General features: G+C 68.4%; 14 protein-coding genes. 1 reads left to right on the forward strand and 13 read right to left on the reverse strand.

Annotation, left to right across the window (positions count from 1 at the left end; genetic code table 11):
- From VGB75_00005 to VGB75_00050, 10 genes are all read right to left on the reverse strand, one after another.
- Positions 1–5,257: amino acid adenylation domain-containing protein (locus tag VGB75_00005; GenBank protein ID HEY0165396.1), on the reverse strand; the 5,257-nt coding region annotated here is incomplete at its 3' end.
- The gene (locus VGB75_00010; GenBank protein ID HEY0165397.1) at positions 5,254–10,167 is read right to left on the reverse strand and encodes an amino acid adenylation domain-containing protein; all 4,914 of its coding nucleotides are present in this window, start codon (positions 10,165–10,167) and stop codon (positions 5,254–5,256) included. The genes VGB75_00010 and VGB75_00005, both read right to left, overlap by 4 nt.
- A gap of 63 nt (positions 10,168–10,230) precedes the next feature.
- Positions 10,231–10,446: an MbtH family protein gene (locus VGB75_00015; GenBank protein HEY0165398.1), complete on the reverse strand. Its 216-nt coding sequence runs from the start codon at positions 10,444–10,446 to the stop codon at positions 10,231–10,233.
- Between the two features lie 64 nt (positions 10,447–10,510).
- Positions 10,511–11,788: a methylaspartate mutase gene (locus tag VGB75_00020; GenBank protein ID HEY0165399.1), complete on the reverse strand. Its 1,278-nt coding sequence runs from the start codon at positions 11,786–11,788 to the stop codon at positions 10,511–10,513.
- On the reverse strand, positions 11,785–12,243 hold the full coding sequence (locus VGB75_00025; protein HEY0165400.1) for a cobalamin-dependent protein: 459 nt from the start codon (positions 12,241–12,243) through the stop codon (positions 11,785–11,787). The genes VGB75_00020 and VGB75_00025 overlap by 4 nt, the downstream gene beginning before the upstream one ends.
- 80 nt (positions 12,244–12,323) lie before the next feature.
- Positions 12,324–12,512, reverse strand: a complete 189-nt coding sequence (locus tag VGB75_00030) for a hypothetical protein (protein HEY0165401.1) — start codon at positions 12,510–12,512, stop codon at positions 12,324–12,326.
- Positions 12,505–13,764, reverse strand: a complete 1,260-nt coding sequence (locus tag VGB75_00035) for an MFS transporter (GenBank protein ID HEY0165402.1) — start codon at positions 13,762–13,764, stop codon at positions 12,505–12,507. Before VGB75_00035 ends, VGB75_00030 begins: the two co-directional genes overlap by 8 nt.
- Positions 13,765–13,767: 3 nt before the next feature.
- Complete coding sequence (locus VGB75_00040) at positions 13,768–15,051, reverse strand: glutamate synthase-related protein (protein HEY0165403.1); 1,284 nt, start codon at positions 15,049–15,051, stop codon at positions 13,768–13,770.
- Entirely contained in the window at positions 15,048–16,064 is a 1,017-nt protein-coding gene (locus tag VGB75_00045; protein HEY0165404.1) for an asparagine synthetase A, read from the reverse strand. Before VGB75_00045 ends, VGB75_00040 begins: the two co-directional genes overlap by 4 nt.
- A 124-nt stretch (positions 16,065–16,188) precedes the next feature.
- Positions 16,189–17,520, reverse strand: coding sequence for a helix-turn-helix domain-containing protein (locus VGB75_00050; protein HEY0165405.1), 1,332 nt, complete (start codon positions 17,518–17,520; stop codon positions 16,189–16,191).
- A 190-nt stretch (positions 17,521–17,710) separates the two neighbouring features.
- On the opposite strand from VGB75_00050, the gene VGB75_00055 reads away from it, so the two are divergent.
- The gene (locus VGB75_00055) at positions 17,711–17,869 is read left to right on the forward strand and encodes a hypothetical protein (protein ID HEY0165406.1); all 159 of its coding nucleotides are present in this window, start codon (positions 17,711–17,713) and stop codon (positions 17,867–17,869) included.
- A 36-nt stretch (positions 17,870–17,905) separates the two neighbouring features.
- Here the strand turns inward: VGB75_00055 and VGB75_00060 are convergent, their stop codons facing one another.
- The 3 genes from VGB75_00060 to VGB75_00070 form a co-directional block, all read right to left on the reverse strand.
- Positions 17,906–20,749 (reverse strand): BTAD domain-containing putative transcriptional regulator, encoded by a 2,844-nt coding sequence (locus tag VGB75_00060; GenBank protein ID HEY0165407.1) that lies wholly within the window; start codon positions 20,747–20,749, stop codon positions 17,906–17,908.
- A gap of 276 nt (positions 20,750–21,025) precedes the next feature.
- The gene (locus tag VGB75_00065) at positions 21,026–21,799 is read right to left on the reverse strand and encodes an SCO1664 family protein (protein ID HEY0165408.1); all 774 of its coding nucleotides are present in this window, start codon (positions 21,797–21,799) and stop codon (positions 21,026–21,028) included.
- A gap of 13 nt (positions 21,800–21,812) precedes the next feature.
- The coding region (locus tag VGB75_00070; GenBank protein ID HEY0165409.1) for a DUF3090 family protein at positions 21,813–22,031 on the reverse strand (219 nt) is incomplete at its 5' end.

The raw sequence follows: 22,031 nt of genomic DNA on the forward strand, positions 1-22,031 counted from the left end.
GGTGGTTGAGCAGGCTGGCCGATAGGTGCAGCACGCTTACCCCATGGCGAGCTATCAGCTCGATGATGCGGGCGGGTTCCGGTGTTTGGCCTGGTTGCAGGACGCAGGTGCCGCCGGAGGTCAACGCACCGAACAGTTCCAGGGCGAAGGCGTCCCAGGACACCGGCGAGCACTGCAACCAGACCTGGCCCGGGCCGGCCTCGGCGAAGCGTTGACCGACCAGGGTAGCGCTCAGCGCGCCGTGCGGGGTCAGCACTCCCTTCGGGGTGCCGGTCGAGCCGGAGGTGAACATCACACACAACGTGTCCAACGGCGACACCTGGATGCCGAGGTCACTGATCGGCAGGGTGGCGACCGTGGCCGCTTCCTCGGCCAGTTCGAGCACCGGTCCGGCACAACGGTGGGAGGATCCGGATTCCACGATGCTCAGCACGGGCTGGGCGTGCTCGACCAGTTCGGTCAGCCGCTGTGCCGGATGCTGCGGGTCCAGGACCAGATACCCGCCGCCGGACTTCAACACCGCCAGCAGCAGCGTCACCAACTCCACGCTCCGGGGCAGGCACACAGCAACCAGATCCCCTCGCCGCACTCCACGCGCAGCCAGATGCCGAGCCCACCGGTTAGCGCCGGCATTCAGCTCGGCATAGGTGACGACCTCGTCGCCGAACACGAGAGCCGGCACGTCTGGATGGCGGCTCACCTGGGCTTCGAATACCTCGTGCACGACCTCCGTCGAAATGGTTAGGGGGCCGGTGCTGGTGTCGAGAAGCCAGTCCCGCTCCCCCACGCTCAGCAAATCGATCGTGCTCACCGGGCCATCCGGGTCGGCCGCGATTCCGCTCAGCAGCCGGACGAACCGCTCCAGGGCGGTGGTGGCTGTCACCACGTCGTAGAGGTCGGTGGCGAACTCCAGCAGGCAGTCCAAGCCGTCGGGCCCCTCAAGCACGGTGAGGGTGAGGTCGAACTTGGCGGTCTCGCGCAGGACCGGGAGTTCCTCGGCGGCCAGGCCTGGTATGTCGAGGTGTGCCTCGGTGTTGTTCTGCAGCACGAACATGGTTTGGAACAGGGGGTGGTGAGTCAGGCTGCGGGTGGGGTTGAGTTCTTCGACGAGCCGATCGAAGGGCAGGTCCTGGTGGTCGTAGGCGGCCAGGCTGGTGTCTCGGACCTGGTGGAGCAGATCGGTGAAGGTCGGATTGCCGGACAGGTCGGTGCGCAACACCAGGGTGTTGACGAAGAAGCCGACGAGGTCATCGAGTGCTTCGTCGGTGCGGCCGGCGACCGGAATGCCGATCGGAATGTCGCTGCCGGCGCCGAGCCGGGACAGCAACGCCGCCCAGCCGGCCTGCAGCACCATTGCCAGCGTTGCCTGGTTGTTCCGGGCCACCGTGATCAGCTGCGCTGTCAGAGCCTGGTCGAGGTGAGCCTGCGCCAGGCCGCCGTGATAGCTCGGTTCGGCGGGACGCGGGTGGTCGGCGGGCAGGGTTGCCTGGGCCGGCAGCTCTGCCAATGCGGTGCGCCAGTAGTCCAGTTGGCTGGTGAGGATGCTGTCGGGATCCTCGGTGGCGGCCAGCAGGTCGTGTTGCCACAAGGCGTAGTCGGCGTACTGGACCGGCAATGCAGCCCAGTCCGGTGCCTTACCCTGCCGCCGTGCGGTGTAGGCCTCGGTGAGATCGCGCAGCAGCGGGGTCATCGACCAGCCGTCGCTGGCGATGTGGTGCATGACCAGCAGCAGCACGTGCTGATCGGGTGCCAGGGTGAACAGCCGCGCCCGCAGCGGCAGGTCACCGCCCAGCTCGAACGACTGCTGGGCGGCCGAGTTCAGCCGGCCGGGCAACTCCTCATTGGTGCAGGAGGCGAGCGTCAGCGGCACCGAGGCCTCGTCGGCGGGCAGGATGTGCTGGTAAGGCTGGCCGTCCAGCTCTGGAAACACCGTGCGCAGCGGCTCATGCCGGGCGACCACGTCCTGGATTGCGGCAGCCAACGCCACCCGATCCAACTCCCCTTCCAGCCGCAGCGCGACCGGAACGTTGTAGGCGGGGCTGGGCCCCTGCAAACGCTCCTGCAACCACAACCGCTGCTGCGCATGCGACAACGGCACCACGTCCGGCCGCGACATCGGCCGCACCGGCGGCCGGGCCGCGCTCAAACCATCCAGCAGTGCGTCCAAGGCCGCGACCGTCCGGGCGGTGAAGACCGCCTGCAACCCGAGTTCGACACCGAAGACAGTGCGAATCCGGCTGGCAAGCCGGGCGGCGAGCAAGGAGTGGCCGCCGAGGGCGAAGAAGTCGTCGTCGATGCTGACCTCAGCGACGCCCACTAGGTCGGTGTAGATCGCGCACAGCACCTGCTGACGCGGCGTCCGCGGCTCGCGACCCTGCGACAGCCCGTGCATCTCCGGCTTGGGCAGCGCATGGTAATCGAGCTTGCCGTTGGGGGTAAGGGGCAGTGCGTCGAGGACGACGGTCGCTGCCGGGAGCATGTAGTCGGGCAGGTGGTGCTGGGCATGCTGGATGGCGTCGGCCGGAGTGACGCCGGCGCCCGGGCTCGGCACGATGTAGGCGATGAGCCGGCTGCCGGTGGCCGGGTCGGCGTGCGCGACGACGGCGGCTTGGGCGATGTCAGGGTGGCTGGTGAGGGCCGCTTCGATCTCGCGGGGTTCGATGCGGAAGCCGCGGATCTTGATCTGGTTGTCGGCGCGGCCGAGAATCTCCACGCTGCCTTCAGCGGTCCAACGGGCAAGGTCGCCGGTGCGGTACAACCGTGAGCCGGCCGGGCCGTAGGGGTCGGCGATGAACCGTTGCGCGCTCAAGCTCGGCTGGTTGAGGTAGCCGTGAGCCAGCCCGTCGCCGCTGATGTAGAGCTCGCCGACAGCGCCGGGTGGTAGCTGGTTCAGGCGTGGATCCAGGATGTGGACCTGGGTGTTGTTGATCGGTCCGCCGACCGGGATCCGGCCATCGCTGGTGTGGTCGAGCTGGTAGGCGTTGGAGAACACCATGCTCTCCACCGGTCCGTAGCCGTGCACCAGCCGCAGCCGCGGAAAACGGCTGCGGAGCTGGTTCAGGTGTGCCACGGACGGGGCCTCGCCGCCGGTGAGGACCTGGTGCAGCTGGCCGAAGACCTCGGGATGGGTGTCGGCGATGGTGGCCAGCAGACCCGCTGACAACCACAACGAGCTGACCTGATGGGCGCTGACCAACTCGGCGATGCCGGCCGGATCGGGTCGCTGCCCGGGCGCCAGCACACAGCGACCACCGTTGAGCAGTCCCGACCACAACTCCAGCGACAACCCGTCCCAGGACACCGGGGCGCTCTGCAACCAGGTCTGGTCGAAATCGGCGTAGTCCTGCCCGGTGAAGGTGCGCACCGTGGCCCGGTGCGGAGACATCACTCCCTTGGGCTGGCCGGTGGAGCCGGAGGTGAACAGCACGCACGCGACGTCCTCAGCACCGACCGGCACCCGCGGCCGGCTGCTGTCAGCGCCGTCCGCCGCGGGCACCGATTCCATCAGCACCGACCGCACCCGCTCGGGCAACCGCTCCGCGACACCGCCCTGACTCAGCACCACCGCCAGCCCGGCCTGCTCCACGATCGCCGCGATCCGCTCATCGGGATGGCTCGGATCCAGCGGCACGTAGCCGGCGCCGGCCTTGAGCACGCCCAGCAACGCGGCCACCATGGCCGGGCCGCGCTCAACGCACACCCCTACCAGCGCACCCCGGCCCAGCCCGAGGGCCGACAACCGACGCGCGACCCGATTGGCCCAGCCATCCAGCTCCGCGTAACTGACCCGCTGGTCGCCGAACTCCACCGCCACCGCATCCGGCGCAGCGTCCACCCGAGCTTCGAACACCCCATGAACCGGGAGCTCAGCCGGGTACCCCACCGCCGTCGAGTTCCACTTCGCCAGCGAGCCCCGCTCCTGCGCCGACAGCACCTCGACACCCCACACCCGAGCTTGCGGCGTCCGAGCCAACTCCCCGACCAGGCCCACGAACCGCTCCACCATCCGCTCGACGGACACTTCGTCCCACAGGTCGGTGGCATAGGTCAGCGAGCCGGTGATACCAGCGGGGCGACCATCGGTATCCACGGTCGGGGTGAGGTCGAAGATGAGGTCGAACTTTGCCGGGTACATATCGACCGTTCCGGTTCCTACGCTGAGCTCCCCCAGCTCGGGCTGCTCGTTGCTGTTGTTCTGCAGGACGAACATGGTCTGGAAGAGGGGGTGGCGCCCTGCCACCCGGTCGGGGTTGAGCTCTTCCACCACCCGCTCGAACGGAACGTCCTGGTGGGTGAAGGCGGCCAGGTCAGCCTCACGGACCCGCCCGACCAGCTCGGCGAAACTCGGATCGCCGCTCAGATCGGCCCGCAACACCAGCGTGTTGACGAAGAAGCCGACCAACTCGTCCAATGCCGCATCCGTCCGGCCCGCCACCGCGGTCCCCAACGGAACATCCGCCCCCGCGCCCAACCGTGCCAACAGGCACGCGACCGCGGCCTGCAGCACCATGAACAACGTTGCCCCGCAGCCATGGGCAACACCCGTCAACCGCTCATGCGTCGCCGCATCCACATTGATCGCGACCCCGGCACCCCGACCACTCGGCGTCGCCGGCCGGGGCCGATCGGTGGGCAGGCTGATCTCCTCCGGCACATCCGCCAACGTGGCACGCCAGAACGCCAACTGCTCGTTCAGCAGGCTGTCCGGGTCCTCCGCGCTGCCGAGCACGTCCCGCTGCCACACGGCGTAGTCGGCGTACTGCACCGGCAGCGGCTGCCACCCCGGCAGCTTTCCCGCACACCGCGCGGAATAGGCCACTCCCAGATCCCGCAGCAGCGGGTCCCACGACCACCCGTCGCTGGCGATGTGATGCATCACCAACAACAACACGTGGTCCTCAGGCCCCACTGCGAACAGGACCGGCCGCAGGGACGGTTCCGTCGCCAGGTCGAACTGGTAACCGCTGGCCTCCAGCAGGGCCGCCCCCAGCGTCTCCTCGCTGGGATCGTCGAGGGTGCGCACCTCCAGCGGCAGGCCGGCGTCGAGAACCCGCTGGTACGGCTGGCCGTCGACCTCTGGAAAGACCGTCCGCAACGCCTCGTGCCGATCGACCACGTCCGACAACGCCGCCCGCAGCGAAGCCACGTCCAGCGCGCCGCCCAGGCGAAGGTAGTGGGCGGTGTTGTAGGTGGAGTTCGGCCCCTCCACCCGATCCAGGAACCACAACCGCTGCTGGGCAAAGGACAGGAGGGTCACAAAGTCTCCTTCAGCACGGACCGCGGACGCAGCGACGGCCGAGCCTTTCTGGCGCTCGTCAACCGCTCGGCGAGCGCCGCGACGGTGGGAGCTTCGAATACCGTCATGATGGAAAGGTCGGTCTGCAGCTCTGCCCTGATCCGGCTGACCAGCCGCATAGCCAGCAGCGAATGCCCACCCAGCAGGAAGAAGTCGTCGTCGATGGACACCGAATCGAGTCCCAGGAGTTCGGCGAACAGGGCACTCAGCGCCTGCTCGCCGGCGGTGCGCGGTGCCCGGGCTGTCGGCGAGCAGGCATGGGCAGGCGCCGGCAGGCGGCCGCGGTCGAGCTTGCCGTTCACGGTGCGCGGCAGTTCGTCCAGCAATACCCAGGCTGATGGCACCAGGTGCTCGGGCAGGAGGCCGGCGGCGAACCCACGCACCTCCGCGACGGAGAGGTCGGTATCAGCCACCAGGTAACCGACCAGGCGCGGATCACCGGGCACGTCCTCCCGCACCACTACCGCGCACTGGCGCACCAGCGGATGGCGCAGCAGCGCGGTCCGAACCTCTTCCGGTTCGATCCGGAAGCCGCGGATCTTGACCTGGTCGTCTCGGCGTCCCAGGTACTCCAGGGTGCCGTCGCGGAGCTGGCGCACCAGGTCACCGGTGCGGTACATCCGGTCGCAGAACGGGCTGGCCACGAACCGCTCCGCGGTCAAGCCGGGCTGGCCGGCGTATCCGTAGGCCAACCCGGCCCCGGCCAGATACAGCTCACCCGGCGCGCCCGGCGGCACCGGACGCAGCCGCGAATCCAGCACGTAGGCACGCTTGGAATGCACCGGCCGGCCGATCGGAACGCCGATGGGAAAGAGCTCGTCCCCGATCTCGAACGCGGTGCTGAACCCCATGCTCTCCACCGGCCCGTAGCCGTTGACGACTCGGATCGGATGCGCTGCCCGGACCGCCGAGACATGTGCGACGGAGGCGGGCTCGCCGCCGGTCAGTGCCCATCGCAGGCCGGTGAAGATTGCCGGATAGTCGTCCCACAGGTGGTTGAAGAGGCTGGCCGCGGTGTCCAGGACCGTGACCGAGTGCCGGGCCACCAACTCGACGATCCGGGCCGGATCCGGCCGTTGGCCCGGCTGCAGCACGCAACAGCCGCCGGACAGCAGCGGACCGAACAGCTGGCGCGCGAAAGCGTCCCAGGACACTGGGGCGCACTGCAGGTAGACCTCGCCGGGGCCGAACCCGCAGTAGTGCTGGCCGGCCAGCGAGCCGACCAGGGCGCGGTGCGGTGCGAGCACCGCCTTGGGCACGCCGGTCGAGCCGGACGTGAAGATCACACAGGCAAGGTCGTCGGCTCCCACTTCCAGCTCGGGCGAGCCGACGGGAAATTGCCCGGCGGCGGCCGCCGCCTCCTCGACGTCGATGATCCGGGCGACGACGTCGCGCAGTTGAGCAGGATGCCGGCCGTCTGACAGCATCACCTCGGTGCCGAGTTGGCCAAGCACGGCGGCCAGCCGGCTGGCCGGGAACGCCACGTCCAGTACGGTGTAGGCCGCACCGGCCTTCAGCACCGCCAGCAGGCCCACCACCAGCGACACCCCGCGCTCCAGGTGCACGGCCACCACGGTTCCGCGCTGGACGCCAGAGGCGATCAGGTGGTGGGCGAGCTGGTTGGCGCGCCGGTTCAGCTCGCCATAGCTGATGGCTTGCTCGCCGAACAGCAGTGCCGTCGCTTGAGGGGTGGCCAGCGACTGGCGCTCGAACAGGCCGTGCACGGTGTCGCGCACCGGGCAAAGCTCGACAGCTGGGGGCGAGAGCTCCCCGGGCAGCAGGATGTCGACGTCACCGGTCGGGTGATCCGGGGACTCCACCAGTGCACCGAGGAAGCGCACGAACCGGTCGGCCAGCGCCTGCGCGGCGGACCGGTCGAAGCGGTCGGCCGCGTAACGCAGGCAGCCCCGTATGCCGTCGGGGAACTCGCTGAGTTCCACGGCCAGGTCGAACTTGGCCCAACCGGTTTCCACCGGCAGCACGGTGCTGGCGAGCGGCGTCAGGTCCAGCCCGGCGTCGGCGGAAGTCTGCAGCACCAGCATGGTCTGGAAGAGCGGGTGTCGGGCCTGGGATCGCGGCGGGTTCAGCCGTTCGACGAGCTGGTCGAAGGGAGTGTCCTGGTTGGCGTAGGCGGCGAGGTCGCTCTCCCGCACCCGCTGCAGCAACTGCCGGAAGGTGGGTTCACCGGTGAGGTCGGTACGCAGCACCAGGGTGTTGGCAAACAGGCCGACAAGATCGGTCAGGGTGTCATCGGGCCGGCCGGCAACCACCCCGCCGAGCGGAACGTCGGTGCCTGCTCCGAGCCGGGACAGCAATGCGGCCAATCCCGCGTGCAGCGCCATGAGCAAGGTCGCACCACAGGTGCGGGCAAGCTCCCGAAGCTGGCGGCTCACCTCGGCGTCGAGGACGACCGGCACCGTGCCGCCGCGGTGGCTCGGCGCCGTGGGACGGGGCCGGTCGGCGGGCAGCTCGATCTCGGCGGGCAGGCCGGCGAGCGCCTCGCTCCAATACGCCAGTTGGCGACCGAGCAGGCTGTCCGGCCGGCTGGCCTCCCCGAGCAGTTGCCGGTGCCAGTATGCGTAGTCCACGTAGTCGACCGGCAGCGGCGGCCAGTCCGGCGCCGAGCCGGCGCACCGGCTGCGATAGGCCGTCCCGAGATCGCGCAGCAGCGGCGTCTCGGACCAGCCATCGGTGGCAATGTGGTGCACGACCAGCAGCAGCACGTGATGGTCGGCCCCGATTTCGAACAGGTAGGCGCGCAGCGGTCGTTCGGTCGACAGGTCGAACGGCATGCTGATGGCAGCCTGGACCAGCGCGTCCAGCTCAGCTTCGACGCAGGCGGTCACCGGCAGCTCGATCAGCGGATCGAGTATCCGCTGACGTGGCGTCGCGTCCTGCTCGTCGATGACCGTGCGCAGCGGTTCGTGGCGGCGTTGCACATCGGTCAGGGCGTCCGCCAACGCGGCCCGGCCCAGCGGCCCGCGCAGCCGAACGGCGAGAGGTACGTGATATGCCGTGCCGGAATCCTCCCATTGCTGGGTGAACCACAACCGCTGCTGCCCGTGGGACAGCACGGGGTGGGCTGGGCGCGCGATGCGCACCGGCGTCGCCCGAACGGGACCGCGCGTCAGGTGAGGTGCGAGCGATGCCGGGGTCGGGGTCTGGAAGAGGGCCGCGAAATCCAACTCCACGCCAGCCTTGGATCGCAGCCGGCTGATCACGCTTACCGTGGCCAGGGAGTGACCGCCCAGTTCGAAGAAGTCGTCGTCGGCTCCCACTTCGGGCAGCCCGAGCACCTCGGCGAACACTCTGCACAGCAGCTCCTCTTCCGCGGTTGCCGGAGCGCGGCCGGTGCGGGGTTGCAGCGGCGCCGGGAGCGCCGCACGATCGAGCTTGCCGTGGGCGGTCAGGGGCAATGCGTCCAGCAACGTGACCGTGGCGGGCACCATGTATTCGGGCAACGACTGCGCGCAATGCTCGAGCAGCTCCTCCGGAGCCGGCTCATGGCCGGCCACCGGAACCACGTAGCCGGCCAGCGCCAGGTCGCCGGCAGGGGTGGTACGCACCACTACGGCTGCCTGAACGACCTCGGAATGGGTGGCCAACGCTCCGGCGATCTCGGGGAGCTCGATCCGGTAGCCGCGGATCTTGACCTGGTCGTCGACCCGGCCGGCGAAGTCGATATCGCCGTCCTCTCGAAGCCGGCCCAGGTCGCCGGTGCGGTACATCCGCTCGCCCGGCGGTCCGAAGGGGCATGCCACGAATCGCTCCGCGGTGCGGGCATAGCGCTTGAGATAACCCCGCGCGAGTTGCGGACCGGCCAGGTACAGCTCACCGATCTGGCCGTCCGCCACGGGCTGCAGCTGGGCGTCCAGCAGGTACACCCGATTGTTGCAGCTGGGCTTGCCGATCGGCGCGAGGCCGGAGCCGTCCAGCGGTACGCAGCGCCAACCAGTCACACCGACAGCTGCCTCGGTCGGTCCGTAATGGTTGTACAACTCCGCGTCCAGGCTCGTCCGGAACCGGTTGGCCACTCCGATCGGCAGGCCCTCGCCCTCGGACAGCACCAGCCGCAACGAACCTCGGCCTGGGTCGACGGCGAGATATTCATCGAGAAACAAAGGCAGCATCGACGCTACGAAATGGATCACGCTGATTCGCTGGGCGTGCGCCACCCTGGCCAGGTAGCCAGGGTCCCGGTGGCCGTCCGGCTTGGCCAACACCAGCGTCGCGCCCTGAGTCAGCGTCCAGAAGAACTCGACTACCGAGGGATCGAACGTGGACGGCGTCTTCTGCAGCACCCGATCGCCGGGGCGCAGCCGGTACTCGTCCTGGACAGCCACCAACCGGTTGACAATTGCCTGGTGGCTCACCACCACGCCCTTGGGTTGGCCGGTCGTGCCGGAAGTGTAGATGACATAGGCCGGCTGGTCAGGTAGCAGCGGGCGGACCCGCTCGGCATCGGTGAGGTCCGCCTCGGAATGCCCACTCAGCTCGATCCGGGCCAGCTCGGCGGCATCCAGCGTGAGCACCGGGCATGCATTGACCAGCTGTGATGCAATGCGTTCTTCGGGGTAGTTGAGATCGATGGGCAGGTAGGCCGCCCCGGCCTTCAGAATCGCGAGCAGGCTGACGATCAGCTCCGGTGAGCGTGGCAGCGCCACCGCCACGATGTCCTCCGGACCGACCGACCGAGCCACCAGGGCACGCGCCAGCTGATTGGTCCTGGCGTTGAGCTCGCCGTAGCTCAGGCTGCCGCTGTCGCTGACCAAGGCCTCACCCTGCGGCGTCCGGCGTGCCTGCGCTGCCACCAGCTCCACCACGGTGGTGCGTGGTACCGGGCGGTAGGTGGCGTTCAGCTGGTCGGACAAGGCATTCCCCTCGGATGGGCTGGTACTCGGGGTGGTCACGAGGCTCTGGGTAGGCGCGTTCTCTCAGGACCCGTTGATGGCGGCTATCAGGCTCGCCGGCCGCAGATCGGTCCAGTGGCTGTCGATGTAGTCGAGGCAGTTCTGCCGGCTGTCTTCGCCGTGGACCACGGTCCAGCCGTCGGGCACGTCGATGGTGGCCGGCCACAGCGAGTGCTGGTTCTCCTCGTTGACCAGCACCAGGTAGCGGCCGTCCTCGTCCTCGAACGGGTTGGTGTTCATCTGGGTCCCTCCTGGGAACGCGTGGGAATGATGTCGATCCGTGAATAGGAAGCTATCGACGCTTTCAGCACTGAACCGGCGATGCGAGCGGCAGCCGGGCGGCACTTTCGAGCATGTCGAAGCGGCGCGACACATAGGACAGTGCGGTGAGCAGGCCGCTGGAGGTCAGGCCGTCGTCCCGCAGGGCCGGTCGCGCGATCGGCAGCGCGCCGACCCGTGACCAGCGCAGCCAGCCGTCGTCGTCGATATGACTGCGGGTCCGGCCGGCATTGTCGGGATGCAGGCAGTACGGCACGTCGAGATATCCGCGCTGGAATGCGACCACCAGCGCCCGGTCGAGGTCGGGATCGAGATCGAGCACCGCGTCGATGATGCTTCTGGCCTCGTCGCGGATACCGGTATCGGACACGGGCTGACCGCGCTGCGATCGGGTGGCGGCAGCGGCGGCCGACTCGAGCGCGGAAACGTTCTCGGCGATGGTCGGGATCCGGTGTGCCTCGGCAACGGTCTTCACGATCAACCGGGCCGCGCCGGCGCGCACCGCGAGCTGGGCCGCTTCGGCCAGCAGGGCCAGCGCACCGGGTGCCGAGCGCGGGTAGACCCCCATGTAGGCATACACCACGACATGCCAGTCGATGTCGGGCAGTACCTCACCGGCGATGTCGCGCAGCGCGCTGATGGCCTCGACGTCCTGCTCGGTATTGGTCTGCTGGGCATAGCTGAGGGAGACGCTGCGCAACCCGTGCAGCCGGAAGAACAAGCCCTCCAGCACGCTCAGTGCGATCAGCAGGCTGGGCGGGCACAGCTGACCCATCATGCAGCCGCCGAACGTCTCTACGTGCGGGATGGCCTGCGGGCCGGACGAGTCGGCCAGCCGCTCACAGCACCGGGCCCAGATCCTCACGGTATCGACGAGCGGACGGCGGCTGTAGGGCAGGCAGTAGGAGACCGGGCCGCCTTCGGTGGCGTTCAACCCGGTTGCCATCAAGGCGGTGAAGATGTCGCTGGGATCGGCCGAACCGTGCCGCACCTGAACCGGAAAGCCGTTCTCCAGCAGCCCGTCCAGTACTGCCGCGGTGGTGGCGAGGTCGTGCGCGACGATGGGATAGCCGTTCAGGGGGTGGCCGTCGCGCAGGGCGCAGCGCGCGGAGTGATGGTCACCGACCCGGGTGAAGCTGTCCAGCGTGATGGTGCCTACCGTGACGGCGCGCGCCCGCATGGTGGCCTGCAGGCCGGCACGCATCTCGCCCGGTGAGCTCATGCCCATCCGGGGCTGGACCACCAGCTGGCCGGCATGCTGGGCCCGGCTGACGAACTCGCCGAAGGACACCCCGCCGGTCATGACAGCACGCCGACGGGCAGCGCGGCGACGAAGGCGCGGAAGGCCCGCAGGCCCGCGGGTTCGTCGACGAAGACTCCGTCGAACCCGGCTTCGAGCAAGCGCGCGCTGCGCTCGGCGTCGACACCGGCGGTGCCGAGCTTGCCACCGATGATGACCGGCAGGCCTGCCAGTCTCGGAGAAGCGCGCAGGGCGCTGATGGCGCGCAGCCCGTCCTGGTAGCCATGGCCGTTCACGGTGCTCAGCACCACCAGATCCGGCTGGCACGCCTCGCATTCGGCCACCAGCAGCTCATTGGGCACACAGGCGCCGAGGTTCACCACGTGGTGACCGAGTTCCTCGAGTACCAGCTGCAGGTACACCAGGTTCCAGGTGTGGGAATCGGACGCCGTGCTCGACAGGACGATCTCGCGCTGAGGACGCAGGGCGTGCGGGTTCGCCCGACAGGCAGGTTCCATGGCCAGGCCTTTCTGGTTGGCGTGTTGGCACGACGGAGACCCCGACCGGCAGGTCGGTCCGGGAGCGCCTCCGGAGCGAGCTAGATGGGAATCGCGGTCGAGAAGAACGTGTCGGTGAAGAAGTCGTCGAAGGTGCAGGCCCCCGCCAGCAGGAAGAAGTACCGGTCGGCCATCCACTGATCCGTCGCTACCGGATCGAGCAGACCCCAGGCAGCCGACCGGGTGCTCGCACCCGCGCACCGAGCGCCGACGACGATCACGTCATACATCGTCCGTCCCCGATCCGTCGGCTCGCATGGCCCGCATGTGGGGCCGGGACAGGCTCAGGCCCAGTAACAGCGCGAACGCGCAGCCGAAGGCGACCGTCGAGGCAGCCAGCCCCGCGACCTGCACCAGCGCGCCGAAACCGATCATGGCGATCGGCATCAGGCCGTTGTCGGAGATGCCCAGCACGGCCGACGTGCGGCCCAGGTACTCCTCGTCGACGGTGGCCTGGAACGGGCCGACCAGCATCGGCGAGGCCAGGCCGGCGGTGACGCCGATCGCGAACACCGTGCCCAACGTCAACCCGAAGGGCAGCAGGCCGAGCAGGGCCAGCCCGGCCGCCTGCACGATCAGCAGCCCCAGCGCGGTACGCACCGGGTACGCCGGGCGCCAGCGCATCCCGGTGAGCGTGCCGACCGCGGCGCCGACGCCGATGGCGCCGCTGAGCAGGCCGAGGGCCGCCGGTCCCCAACCACGCTCGGACACCCGCAACGCCAGACCGACGGCCACCACCGGCGAAACGAACACGTTCAGGCCGGACAGCGTCACCACCAGATCGCGCACCCGCGGTGTCGTCCTGAGGTAGCGCAAGCCATCCCTCATGTCACTGAGCACCGAGTGCCCGGTCGCCCTGGCCCTCGGCCATCGGGGCCGGACCAGCACACAGACAACAAGAATGACCAGGAAAGATAACGCATCGGCGACCATCGCACCGCTGATGCCGTATGCGGCCACCAGCACACCACCGACCGGCGCGCCGAAGATCGCGGCGAACCTGACCAACAGCTGTCGAAGGCCCGACAGCCGGCCGAGTTCAGACTTCACCACAAGCTGGCGGGGAAAGGCACTGGCCGCCGGCCCGTACAACGCATCGGCGACACCGAACAGGAACCCGACAATGAGCAGCAGTCCGACCGAGACACCGCCGGCGGCCAGCATCGCGAGGGCTCCGACGAGCACCAGAACCCGCCCGATATCCGCGCCGATCATCAACCGGCGGGCGTCGAACCGGTCGGTCAGCGCTCCGCCGAGCAGCATCAGCACTGCCCTGGGCACCGTCGCCGCGGCCAGCACCAGGCCAGCCAGGCCAGGGCTGCCGAGCTGGGCCGCGGTGTAGGCAAGCGCAACGAACCAGATCTCGTCGCCGAACTCGGAAAACCCGAGGCCTAACGCCCAGCCCAGCGTTCGTTTGTCACGCCACAGGGTCGGCGCCTGCCGCGGCGCGACGGGCAAGCTGTGATCCACCACTTCAGGCATGGTTTAACACACCTCGATGGTGAGTGGCAACTCGCCGGCGACTACTGATGGGCGGTCCGGCCACCACACATCGTCGGCATTGACCGCCGCACCGGTGTACTTACCCAGCGCGCTGATCAGGTGACGCGCCTCGAATGCCAGGCAGTCCAGCAACCGGCGCAGGCCGTCGTGCGGATCGGCGTCCACGGCGAGCAGCGCGGCCCGGCCGAGCCCCACCGCGGTGGCGCCCAGGGCCAGCGCCTTCACCGTCCGGGCTCCCTCCCACATCCGACCGGAGGCGAGCAGGCAGCCCGAAGGGCTGCCGATCCGCGCCAGGCATTCGCCGAGGGGCAGGCCGACGTGCTCCAGGAACGCCTTCGGTGCCCAGCCGCTGCCGGCTTCGGCACCGTCCACGGTCACCGCGTCCGCACCCGCGGCCCACGCGACTTGGGCCGCCTCGGCCACGTCCCGGCCCGGATACAACTTCACCCAGACCCGGACACGTGGAAAGTTGTTGCGCATCAACCGAATCTGCTGCCGCAGGATCTCCTCGGTGAACGTGCCGGGGCTGCCCGAGCGCAGTACTCCGGCTTCGGCGAAGATGTCGGCAAGTTCGTACTGGTTGCCGACCCGGCTGGCGGCTGCCCGGTCGAGCACCGTCAAGCCGCCCAGCCCCGGTTTGGCGCCTTGGCCCACCTTCAGCTCGAACCCGAGCCGACCGCTGGCAAGCAGCGGTTCGACGGCAGGATCGCTGTAGACCAGGTTCCACACCTCGGCGTCGGCGTCCTCGGTGCTCTGCTGCACCACCACCCCCCCTGTTGCGTCGGCCACTTCGTCAGAATATGCGTGCAGCCGGGCGAGCAGAGTGCTCACGACACCGGCGTCGTCGCGTCGGTAGCCGTTGACCGGAACCACGTTCTCCCCGATCACCATGGGAATTCCGGCGGCGCCCGCCTGTCGGCTGGCGGCGATCCCCAGCTCGCTGCTGCCCAGCCGGGTAGAGCCGAACGCGGACAGGTACATCGGCATGGTGGACCTGAAACCGCCGATCACGGTGACCAGGTCCACATCCGAGGGCAGCGGTTCCCGGCCCAGCTCGATGAGCTTTTCCAGTCGTTGCGGCAGGAACACCGGCGGGACGAGCCGGGCCCGGTCGAGCAGGTCCGCGGCGCCCTCTGCCGGCTGTCCGCTCTGACCGAACACCGCCTGCCCATAGGCCGACACCGGCGGGAACGCGTCGGCGATTCCGACCCGGGCCCGGTGTGCGATCTCCTCGGAAGGAAACCCGAAAGCCTGCAGCTCGCTCACGGCGCGACCCGTCCCGGAATCTTGGGGTAGGCGTTGACCTGCCAGACAGAATGAAGGCCGGTCAGGTAACGGTTCAGCCTTTCCAGACCCATGCCGAAGCCCGCGCTGGCGGGCAGCCCCTGGCGCACCATCTCCAGGTACCAGCGGTACTTCGCCGGATTCTCTCCGGTTTCCCGCATCCTGGTGACCACCCTGGAGTAGTCGGATTCGCGTTCACCACCTGAGGCCAGCTCACCGAAACCGCCCGGGGCGATCAGGTCGAAGTTGCGCAGCACGCCTGGCTCGCTGGTGCTCTCGCGGTCGTAGAAGCCGCGCGAGCCCTTCGGGTAGTCGGTCACGAAGAACGGCCGGTCGGCCTGCTCGGACAACAGTTCCTCACCGATCCAGTCGATCTCGGCGTCCGGGCTCTGCTGGTGGCCGAGCCGATGCAGTGCCGCTACCGCGGCCCGGTGGGTGAGCACGTCGAAGGGCTGCTCGAGCAGCCCGGCGAATGCCAGCGGATCGCGGCCCAGGGCGGCCAGGTCGTCGGCGGCAGTAATGAGCACGTGCCGCACGATGTGCTCCAGCAACTGTTCCGCGACGCGTTGCGCCTCTGCCCGGTTGGCGCCGGCAATCTCTACGTCGATCTGGTGGAACTCGGCCAGGTGCCGACGGGTCGAGCAGGTTTCCGGTGGCTCGGCCCGAACGTTGGGGGCGAGGTAGAAGAGCCGGTCGAACGCCAGCAGGGACGCCTGCTTGTACAGGATGCCACTAGTCATCAGCTTGTAGTGGTGACCGTAGTAGTCCACGTCCATTTGCTTGGACCCGCGGATTCCGGGGTCGGTCACCGGTCCGATCACCGGTGGCAGCAGCTCGATGAACCCCTCGGCGGACAGGAAGGCCCGAGCGGCATTCAGTACCTGTTGCTGCACGCGCATGGCGGCCTGCGTGATCGGCGAGGCGAGATGGCGCGCGAGCTCCGGTGGCCATTCCTCGATGATGTCGGCCACTGCCGCGCCTGGCGCGTGGTTCATAGGTTCCAACCTTCACTGTGCTGGAGCTGACGGGGGGCTGTTGTGAAATTAAGCCCGATGATGTGCGCTGGTGAGGCAGTTCACGGGGCGGCAGAGCGGCAGAATCGCTAACGCTGGCGGCTGCTCACACCGCCTGCACGAGGTCGGCCGATGCTGGTGCGGCCCGTCGTGCCCTGACCAGATCCAGCACTCTGAAGCCGCTCTGGTGCCTCTCGTCGCACGCACGGGCGAGGCCACGCTCCAACAGCCGGCTGATCAACTGGGCGCAGGCGGGTGCGGACTGCCCGGTCAGCCGGGCGGCATCACCCAATGACCAGCTGGTCTCGACTCTGGCGAGCCGGTCGAGCCACACCGCATCGGCCGGGTCGAGCCCGTCGATGGCGTTGGTCAAGTCACTGCTCAGGTCACACTGCCCGGTATCGGAGAGCGGGGTGAGCACACTGAACGGGTCGAGGCGCACACACTCCAGCAACAAGTCCAGGGTGTAGACGCTGAGCCACGATGCGATGCTGTCCAACGCGGCCGGCAGCCCGTCGAGCCGGCGGCACAGTTCGATCACCGGGCCGGCATTGGCAGGGTTCAGTTCAAATCCCGGTTGCTCGTGGCGCAATAGGCGCACGAGATAGCTGACGGAGGGCACCGAACCGAGCAAGGCAAGCGCGCTGTCGCCCCGTGCCGCCGGCACGGCTAGTGGGGCCAGGGGTACGGTCCGCATGCCGCGAATACTTATCGGCGCTCTGGCCGTAATCACAATTCGCAGCGATCGGCAGCTCTGCAGTAGGTGAGCCACCCCGGTCGCGTCCAGGTCTGCGGCTTCATAGCCGTCGAGTACCAGCAGGACTGAGTGGTCTTCCACGGTAGAGGCCAGGCTCTCCGTGCTCGCCCCGGCTACCAGAGGACCGGCCAGGGTGAGCGGAGCCGCCCCGACCGCGGCGCGGATCGCCGTGGCGAGTGGACCGGCCCGGCCCGGATCCTGAGTGGTGTCCCGGGAGCTCCACAGCACCGGTGACCGTCCAGTGTCGTGGAGCCGGCATGCCACCTCGATCATGAGCCTGGTCTTGCCGACACCAGGTAGTCCGGTCACCGTGACCAGCCGATGCCCGAAGCTGCCCACCAGTTCGGTCAGTGCCGCTAGCTCCATGTCCCGGAACAACAGCGGCGTCAACGGAACGGGAGGGGCCATGAGCTGCAAGTCCTGACGCCACTTCGACTCCTCGCCCTGGCTGTAGGCACTCGCCATAAAGGTGGTACGGCCGCTGCCGTCGAGGCCGAGGCCGTCGGCGATCAGTCGAAGGGTGTTGTGTTGCGGCCGGAGCGTGTGACCTAGTTCCAGGTCACGAATCGCACGCACGCTGACGGTGGACAGGTCAGCCAGCTGCCGTTGGGTCATTCCCCTGCGGTTCCTGTGACGGCGTAATAGTTCAGCAAGCCGTTGCTGCGCGTTCGGATTCTGCATGTTTGGTCCCAGCCTCGTAGTACCCGTTGACTACAGCATCCGGCGGCTACTATCGCCGCCCTATCGAGTAGCCAATGAACACCGACTCGCCTGGGCGTTAGCGTTAGTAGCGCGGTGATAAGGAGGAAATGGCGTCGCTTCCTAGCGTGACAAGATCGCGCCCGGATGGCTGAACAGGAAGAGAACACCAATGAATCCGATCAAAGCCAGCTACCTCAGCGCCGTCGCCCTCGTGATCGGCTCGATGCTGTTATCCACTCCCGTGCACGCCTCGGCACCGGCCGTCGCTCACACCCACCTGGCCGCAGCTGTCAGCCCGCAGGACACCCCGTGGATCCCCGCTCGCTAGGCGTGAGCGAGCCCCCGCTCGCACCGCACCGCCGGCCTAGGCGCCCAGCTCAGCCAGTTGCGCGCGCACTTGCGCTCCGCCCTGGATATCAGCGGTGCGCTCCCGCAACGCGAGCAGTTCGAGCAGCAACTCCTTGGCTTCCTCTGGTTGGCCGAGATCGGCCTTGATCTCTGCCAGTCGCGCCAGAATCAGCGACATGCCGGTCACGTCGTGGCTCTGCCGAACCGCGGACAAGGCCACGGACAGCAGGCGCTCCGCCCGATCGTAACGGCGCTGAGCCACCATGACTCTGGCGAGCCGGTAGCGGATCTGGGCGTCCACCCGCTGGTTGTCGACGCCCCGGCAGATACGCAAGGCTTCGCCAAGGTGCTCCTCGGCACCGGCGAGGTCCCCCGTGTCCAACTCTAGTTGGGCCAATTGCGCCAGCACATGGGCTTGACCGATGATATCCCCGGCGGCCTGGAAGCAGACCAGGGCCGCGCGGTAGCCGTCGGCGGCTGACCCCGACCGGCCGGTCAGGTGATCGGCCAACGCCAGATTGCGCCGCGCCATAGCCTGCGCGTGCAGCTCGCCCAGCTCCAGGAAAACCCCCAGTGCCGCTTCTGCCAATTCTCGAGCGGTGGTCGGCTGGTTCCGGCTCAGCTGCAACGAGGCCATCGAGCACCGCACCACCGCAGCGCCCCGCCGGTCGCCTGCCGCCTCCGCTTGGGCAAGCGCTATCCGGTGCGTGTGCTCCCAGGCGTCGGCGTCACCACCGAGTTCGTAGAGAGTCACCAAGGTGACGGCCAGATCCCAGCAATGCTGGGTCAAACCAGCTGTCGCTGCCAAGGAGACCGCCGCCGCCAGGTTCCGCCGCTCGGCTTCGAACCAGCTCAGTGGGTCGGACAGGACGGCGTCGAGGTAGGCACGCTCCACCTGCCAGCTCGGCGTCGAGCCGTGCACGATGGTGTAGTCGCCGCCGTACACCCGCCGGTGTGCCTCGCTGGCCATCGAGAGCCAGCCGTCGGCGATCCTCAGCAAACCTGCCGCCCGTTCTTCGGCAGGCTCCTGCTCCTCCAGTTGTTCCCGTGCGAACAACCGGATCATGTCGTGGAGCCGGTACCGGAAGCTACCGTCCAAGTCGATCGAGTCGATTTCCAGCATGTGGACGTCCACCAAGCTTTCGAGCAGGTCGACGGCTCGGTCGAAGTCCTCGTTCAGCAATGCGGCAGCCACCCAGCGAGGCAGGCTAGAGAACTCCAGACCGCCCAGCAATCGCAACAACTTCTGGCCGGCGGGCTTCAGGCTGTTATAGGTGAGCGCCAGACTGGCTCGCATCATGAGATCTCCGTGCGCGAGCTCGTCGAGCCTGCGCCGTTCATCGGACAGTCGTTCCAGCATCCAGGCCAGCGACCACTTGGGTCGAGCAGACAGCCGCGCGGCCAGGATACGCAGCGCCAACGGGAGCCTTCCGACCAGCTGGATGAGCGTGGCAGCGGCTGCCGGTTCCGCACTCACCCGATCCCGCCCGATGACGTTGCACAGCAGTTGATGCGCTTCGTCGAAGTCCATCACGTCGATGTCGAACGTGCGGGCACCCGGCAGCCCGGTCAGCCTCACCCGACTGGTCACGAACACCACGCAGTCACCGGCGCCGGGAAGCAGCAGCGGAAGCTGGCTCTCTCCAGCGGCGTCGTCCAGCACTATCAGAATTCGCTTGTCCACTAGCAGACTGCGGTAGATCTCGGCGCGCTCGTCCAGTGAGTCGGGAATCGCCGGGCCGGGCATCCCCAGGGCGCGCAGGAACCGTCCCAGTACCTCGCCGGGCGTTGTCGGCTCGGGCCGGGTGCCACCCAGGTCGCAATAGAGCTGGCCGTCCGGAAAGTGCCCCTCGGCCACCCGATGCGCGACGTGTACTGCCACTGCGCTCTTGCCGATGCCCGGACTGCCTTGGATCACGGCAACCCAGGCCGCGCGTCGATGGTGGCCGGCCAGCGCGAAGTTCTCCAGCTGGCCGATCACTGCCGACCGGCCGGCGAAGTCCGCGATGTCGGCCGGCAGTTGGAACGCCTTGCGTGCCGGGCCCACGGTTCCGGGCTGGGGACGTGGGGGCAGGTCCAGGCTCGGGTCCCCGACGAGAATCGCATGCTCGAGCTGCCGCAGTTCCTGTCCGGGCTCCAGGCCCAGTTGGTCGATCAGAATCTCGCGGCCGGCTCGGTACGCCGCGAGGGCATCCGCCTGCCGGCCTGACCGGTACAGCGCCAGCATGAGCTGCGCTCTCAGCCGCTCGCGCAGCTGATGCTCGAGAACCAGGCTCTGGATTTCACCGATCAGCCGGTAGTGGTGCCCCAGCCGCAGCTCCAGGTCGATGGAGGACTCCAGAGCGCTCAACCGGGTCTCGTCCAGGTGTGCGGCCCTTGCCTGCAGAGTCCGGCTGGTGGTGCCGCTCAGGGCGGCTCCACGCCACAGCGCGTCGGCCTCCCGCAGCAGTTGCGCGGCAGTCTCGAACTCACCGCGCAGGGCCAGCGCGTTCGCGCTCGCGACCTGATCGGCGAACACCTTTGCGTCGAGTTCGTCATCGGCGACAGCGAGCAGGTAACCGAAGCTCTTGGTGACGATGACCCGGTCCAGCCCGATGCCGCTCAGCGTGCTGCGCAGTCCTGACACACAGATCTGGACCTGTGTTCGGGCCGTCGCGGGTGGATGATCGTCCCAGACCGCCTCGATCAGTTGGTCGATGCTCACCACCCGATTCGCGTCCAGCAGCAAACGGACCAGCACCACTTCCTGCCGTCCGGGCGGCAATCGCACCGGGCGGTGTTGCCTGTCGGTCACCTCGAGTGGGCCCAGAATGCGGTAGGTGGGTACCCGGCCCGACTCCGACGAGTCTCCGGCGGTCACCAGAACTCCCGATTAGCCCGCCTCGACGGAAGGGCAAGGAGATGGTGCTGGCCCTCCAGGCGCGTCATGCAGGACCTATCGCCTCGCAAGAGTTCCGTCACCACGCATCCCCCCAGCCGACAATTCCGAATTCTATTACTAAAAGGTTTAAAAGTACACAAAGCTCATATCCTGCCCTCCGCGCTGAGGCGACCGGGCGACCGAAAGTTCGCTCTCGCAAGAGCCTGGCGCAATGACCTGTCGCCCCGGATTACTGCCCGTACCAGCCGAAACGGGCTAGTATGGCGGATACGGGATCGCCGGCCAGTCGGTGGGCGGCATCGGGAACGTCCCCCGGGCCAGTAACCGCTGCACCCGGCGCCGGGCTGCCTTGACCTCCGCGGTCGTGAGCAGCAGCGACAGCTGCTCGCCCAGGCCCTGCTCGAGCAGCCGCGTCAGCCGGCGCAGCAGCTCGATGCCCTCGTCCGGGATCGGGTCGCCGGCCCACTGCCACAACACGGTCCGAAGCTTGTTGTCGGTCGCGAAGCTCACGCCGTGGTCGATGCCGTAGACGTGCGGCTCGACCTCCCCCGGCGGGCCTGCGGTGACCGGCAGCAGGTGGGAGACCTTGCGGTCAGAGTTGTTGACCACCGCGTCCAGCAGCGCGATTCGCTGCAACGCCCGTGACTGGCCGGAGTTGATGGCGCCGATCATGTCGAAGGAGTCGTCGTGGGCGATCCACAGTTGGGCCATGCCGGTTCCCATCGGGCCCTCGCGCAGCACGGTCGGGGGCACCGGCTCCCATCCGGTCGCCGCGCCGACCAGGTAGGTCGCCACCTCACGCTCGGCCAGGGTGCCGTCGGGGAAGTCCCACAGCGGGCGCTCCCCCGCGACCGGCTTGTAGACGCACTCGCCGCCGACGTCGCCGGAGCGGATCGTGCCGACCAGCGTCACGTTCGAGGCATCCAGCATCCGGCCCTCGAGGTCGATCTCGCCGGTCCGCAGCAGGTGCAGGGCCTCGGCGTCGTCGGCCGGGGGCCGGAGGTCCGGCTCGGCGGGTTGCTCGCTCATCGCACGCCGCCGGTCAGCGGCGGTAGCCGTTCTGCCGCGGGCAGACGTGGCCGGTGGCGTCCAGCGGCAGGGAGCACAGCGGGCAAGAGGGCCGGCCCGCGGAGATCACCCGACGGGCGCGGGCGATGAAGGCGCGGGCCGCCATCGGCGTGATGGTCACCCGCAGCGCGTCGGGGCCCTCGTCGCTGTCGGAGAGGATCGCGTCCTCCTCGATGGGCTCCTCGCCGGCGGC

The sequence above is a fragment of the Jatrophihabitans sp. genome (assembly GCA_036399055.1).
Lineage (GTDB): Bacteria > Actinomycetota > Actinomycetes > Mycobacteriales > Jatrophihabitantaceae > Jatrophihabitans_A.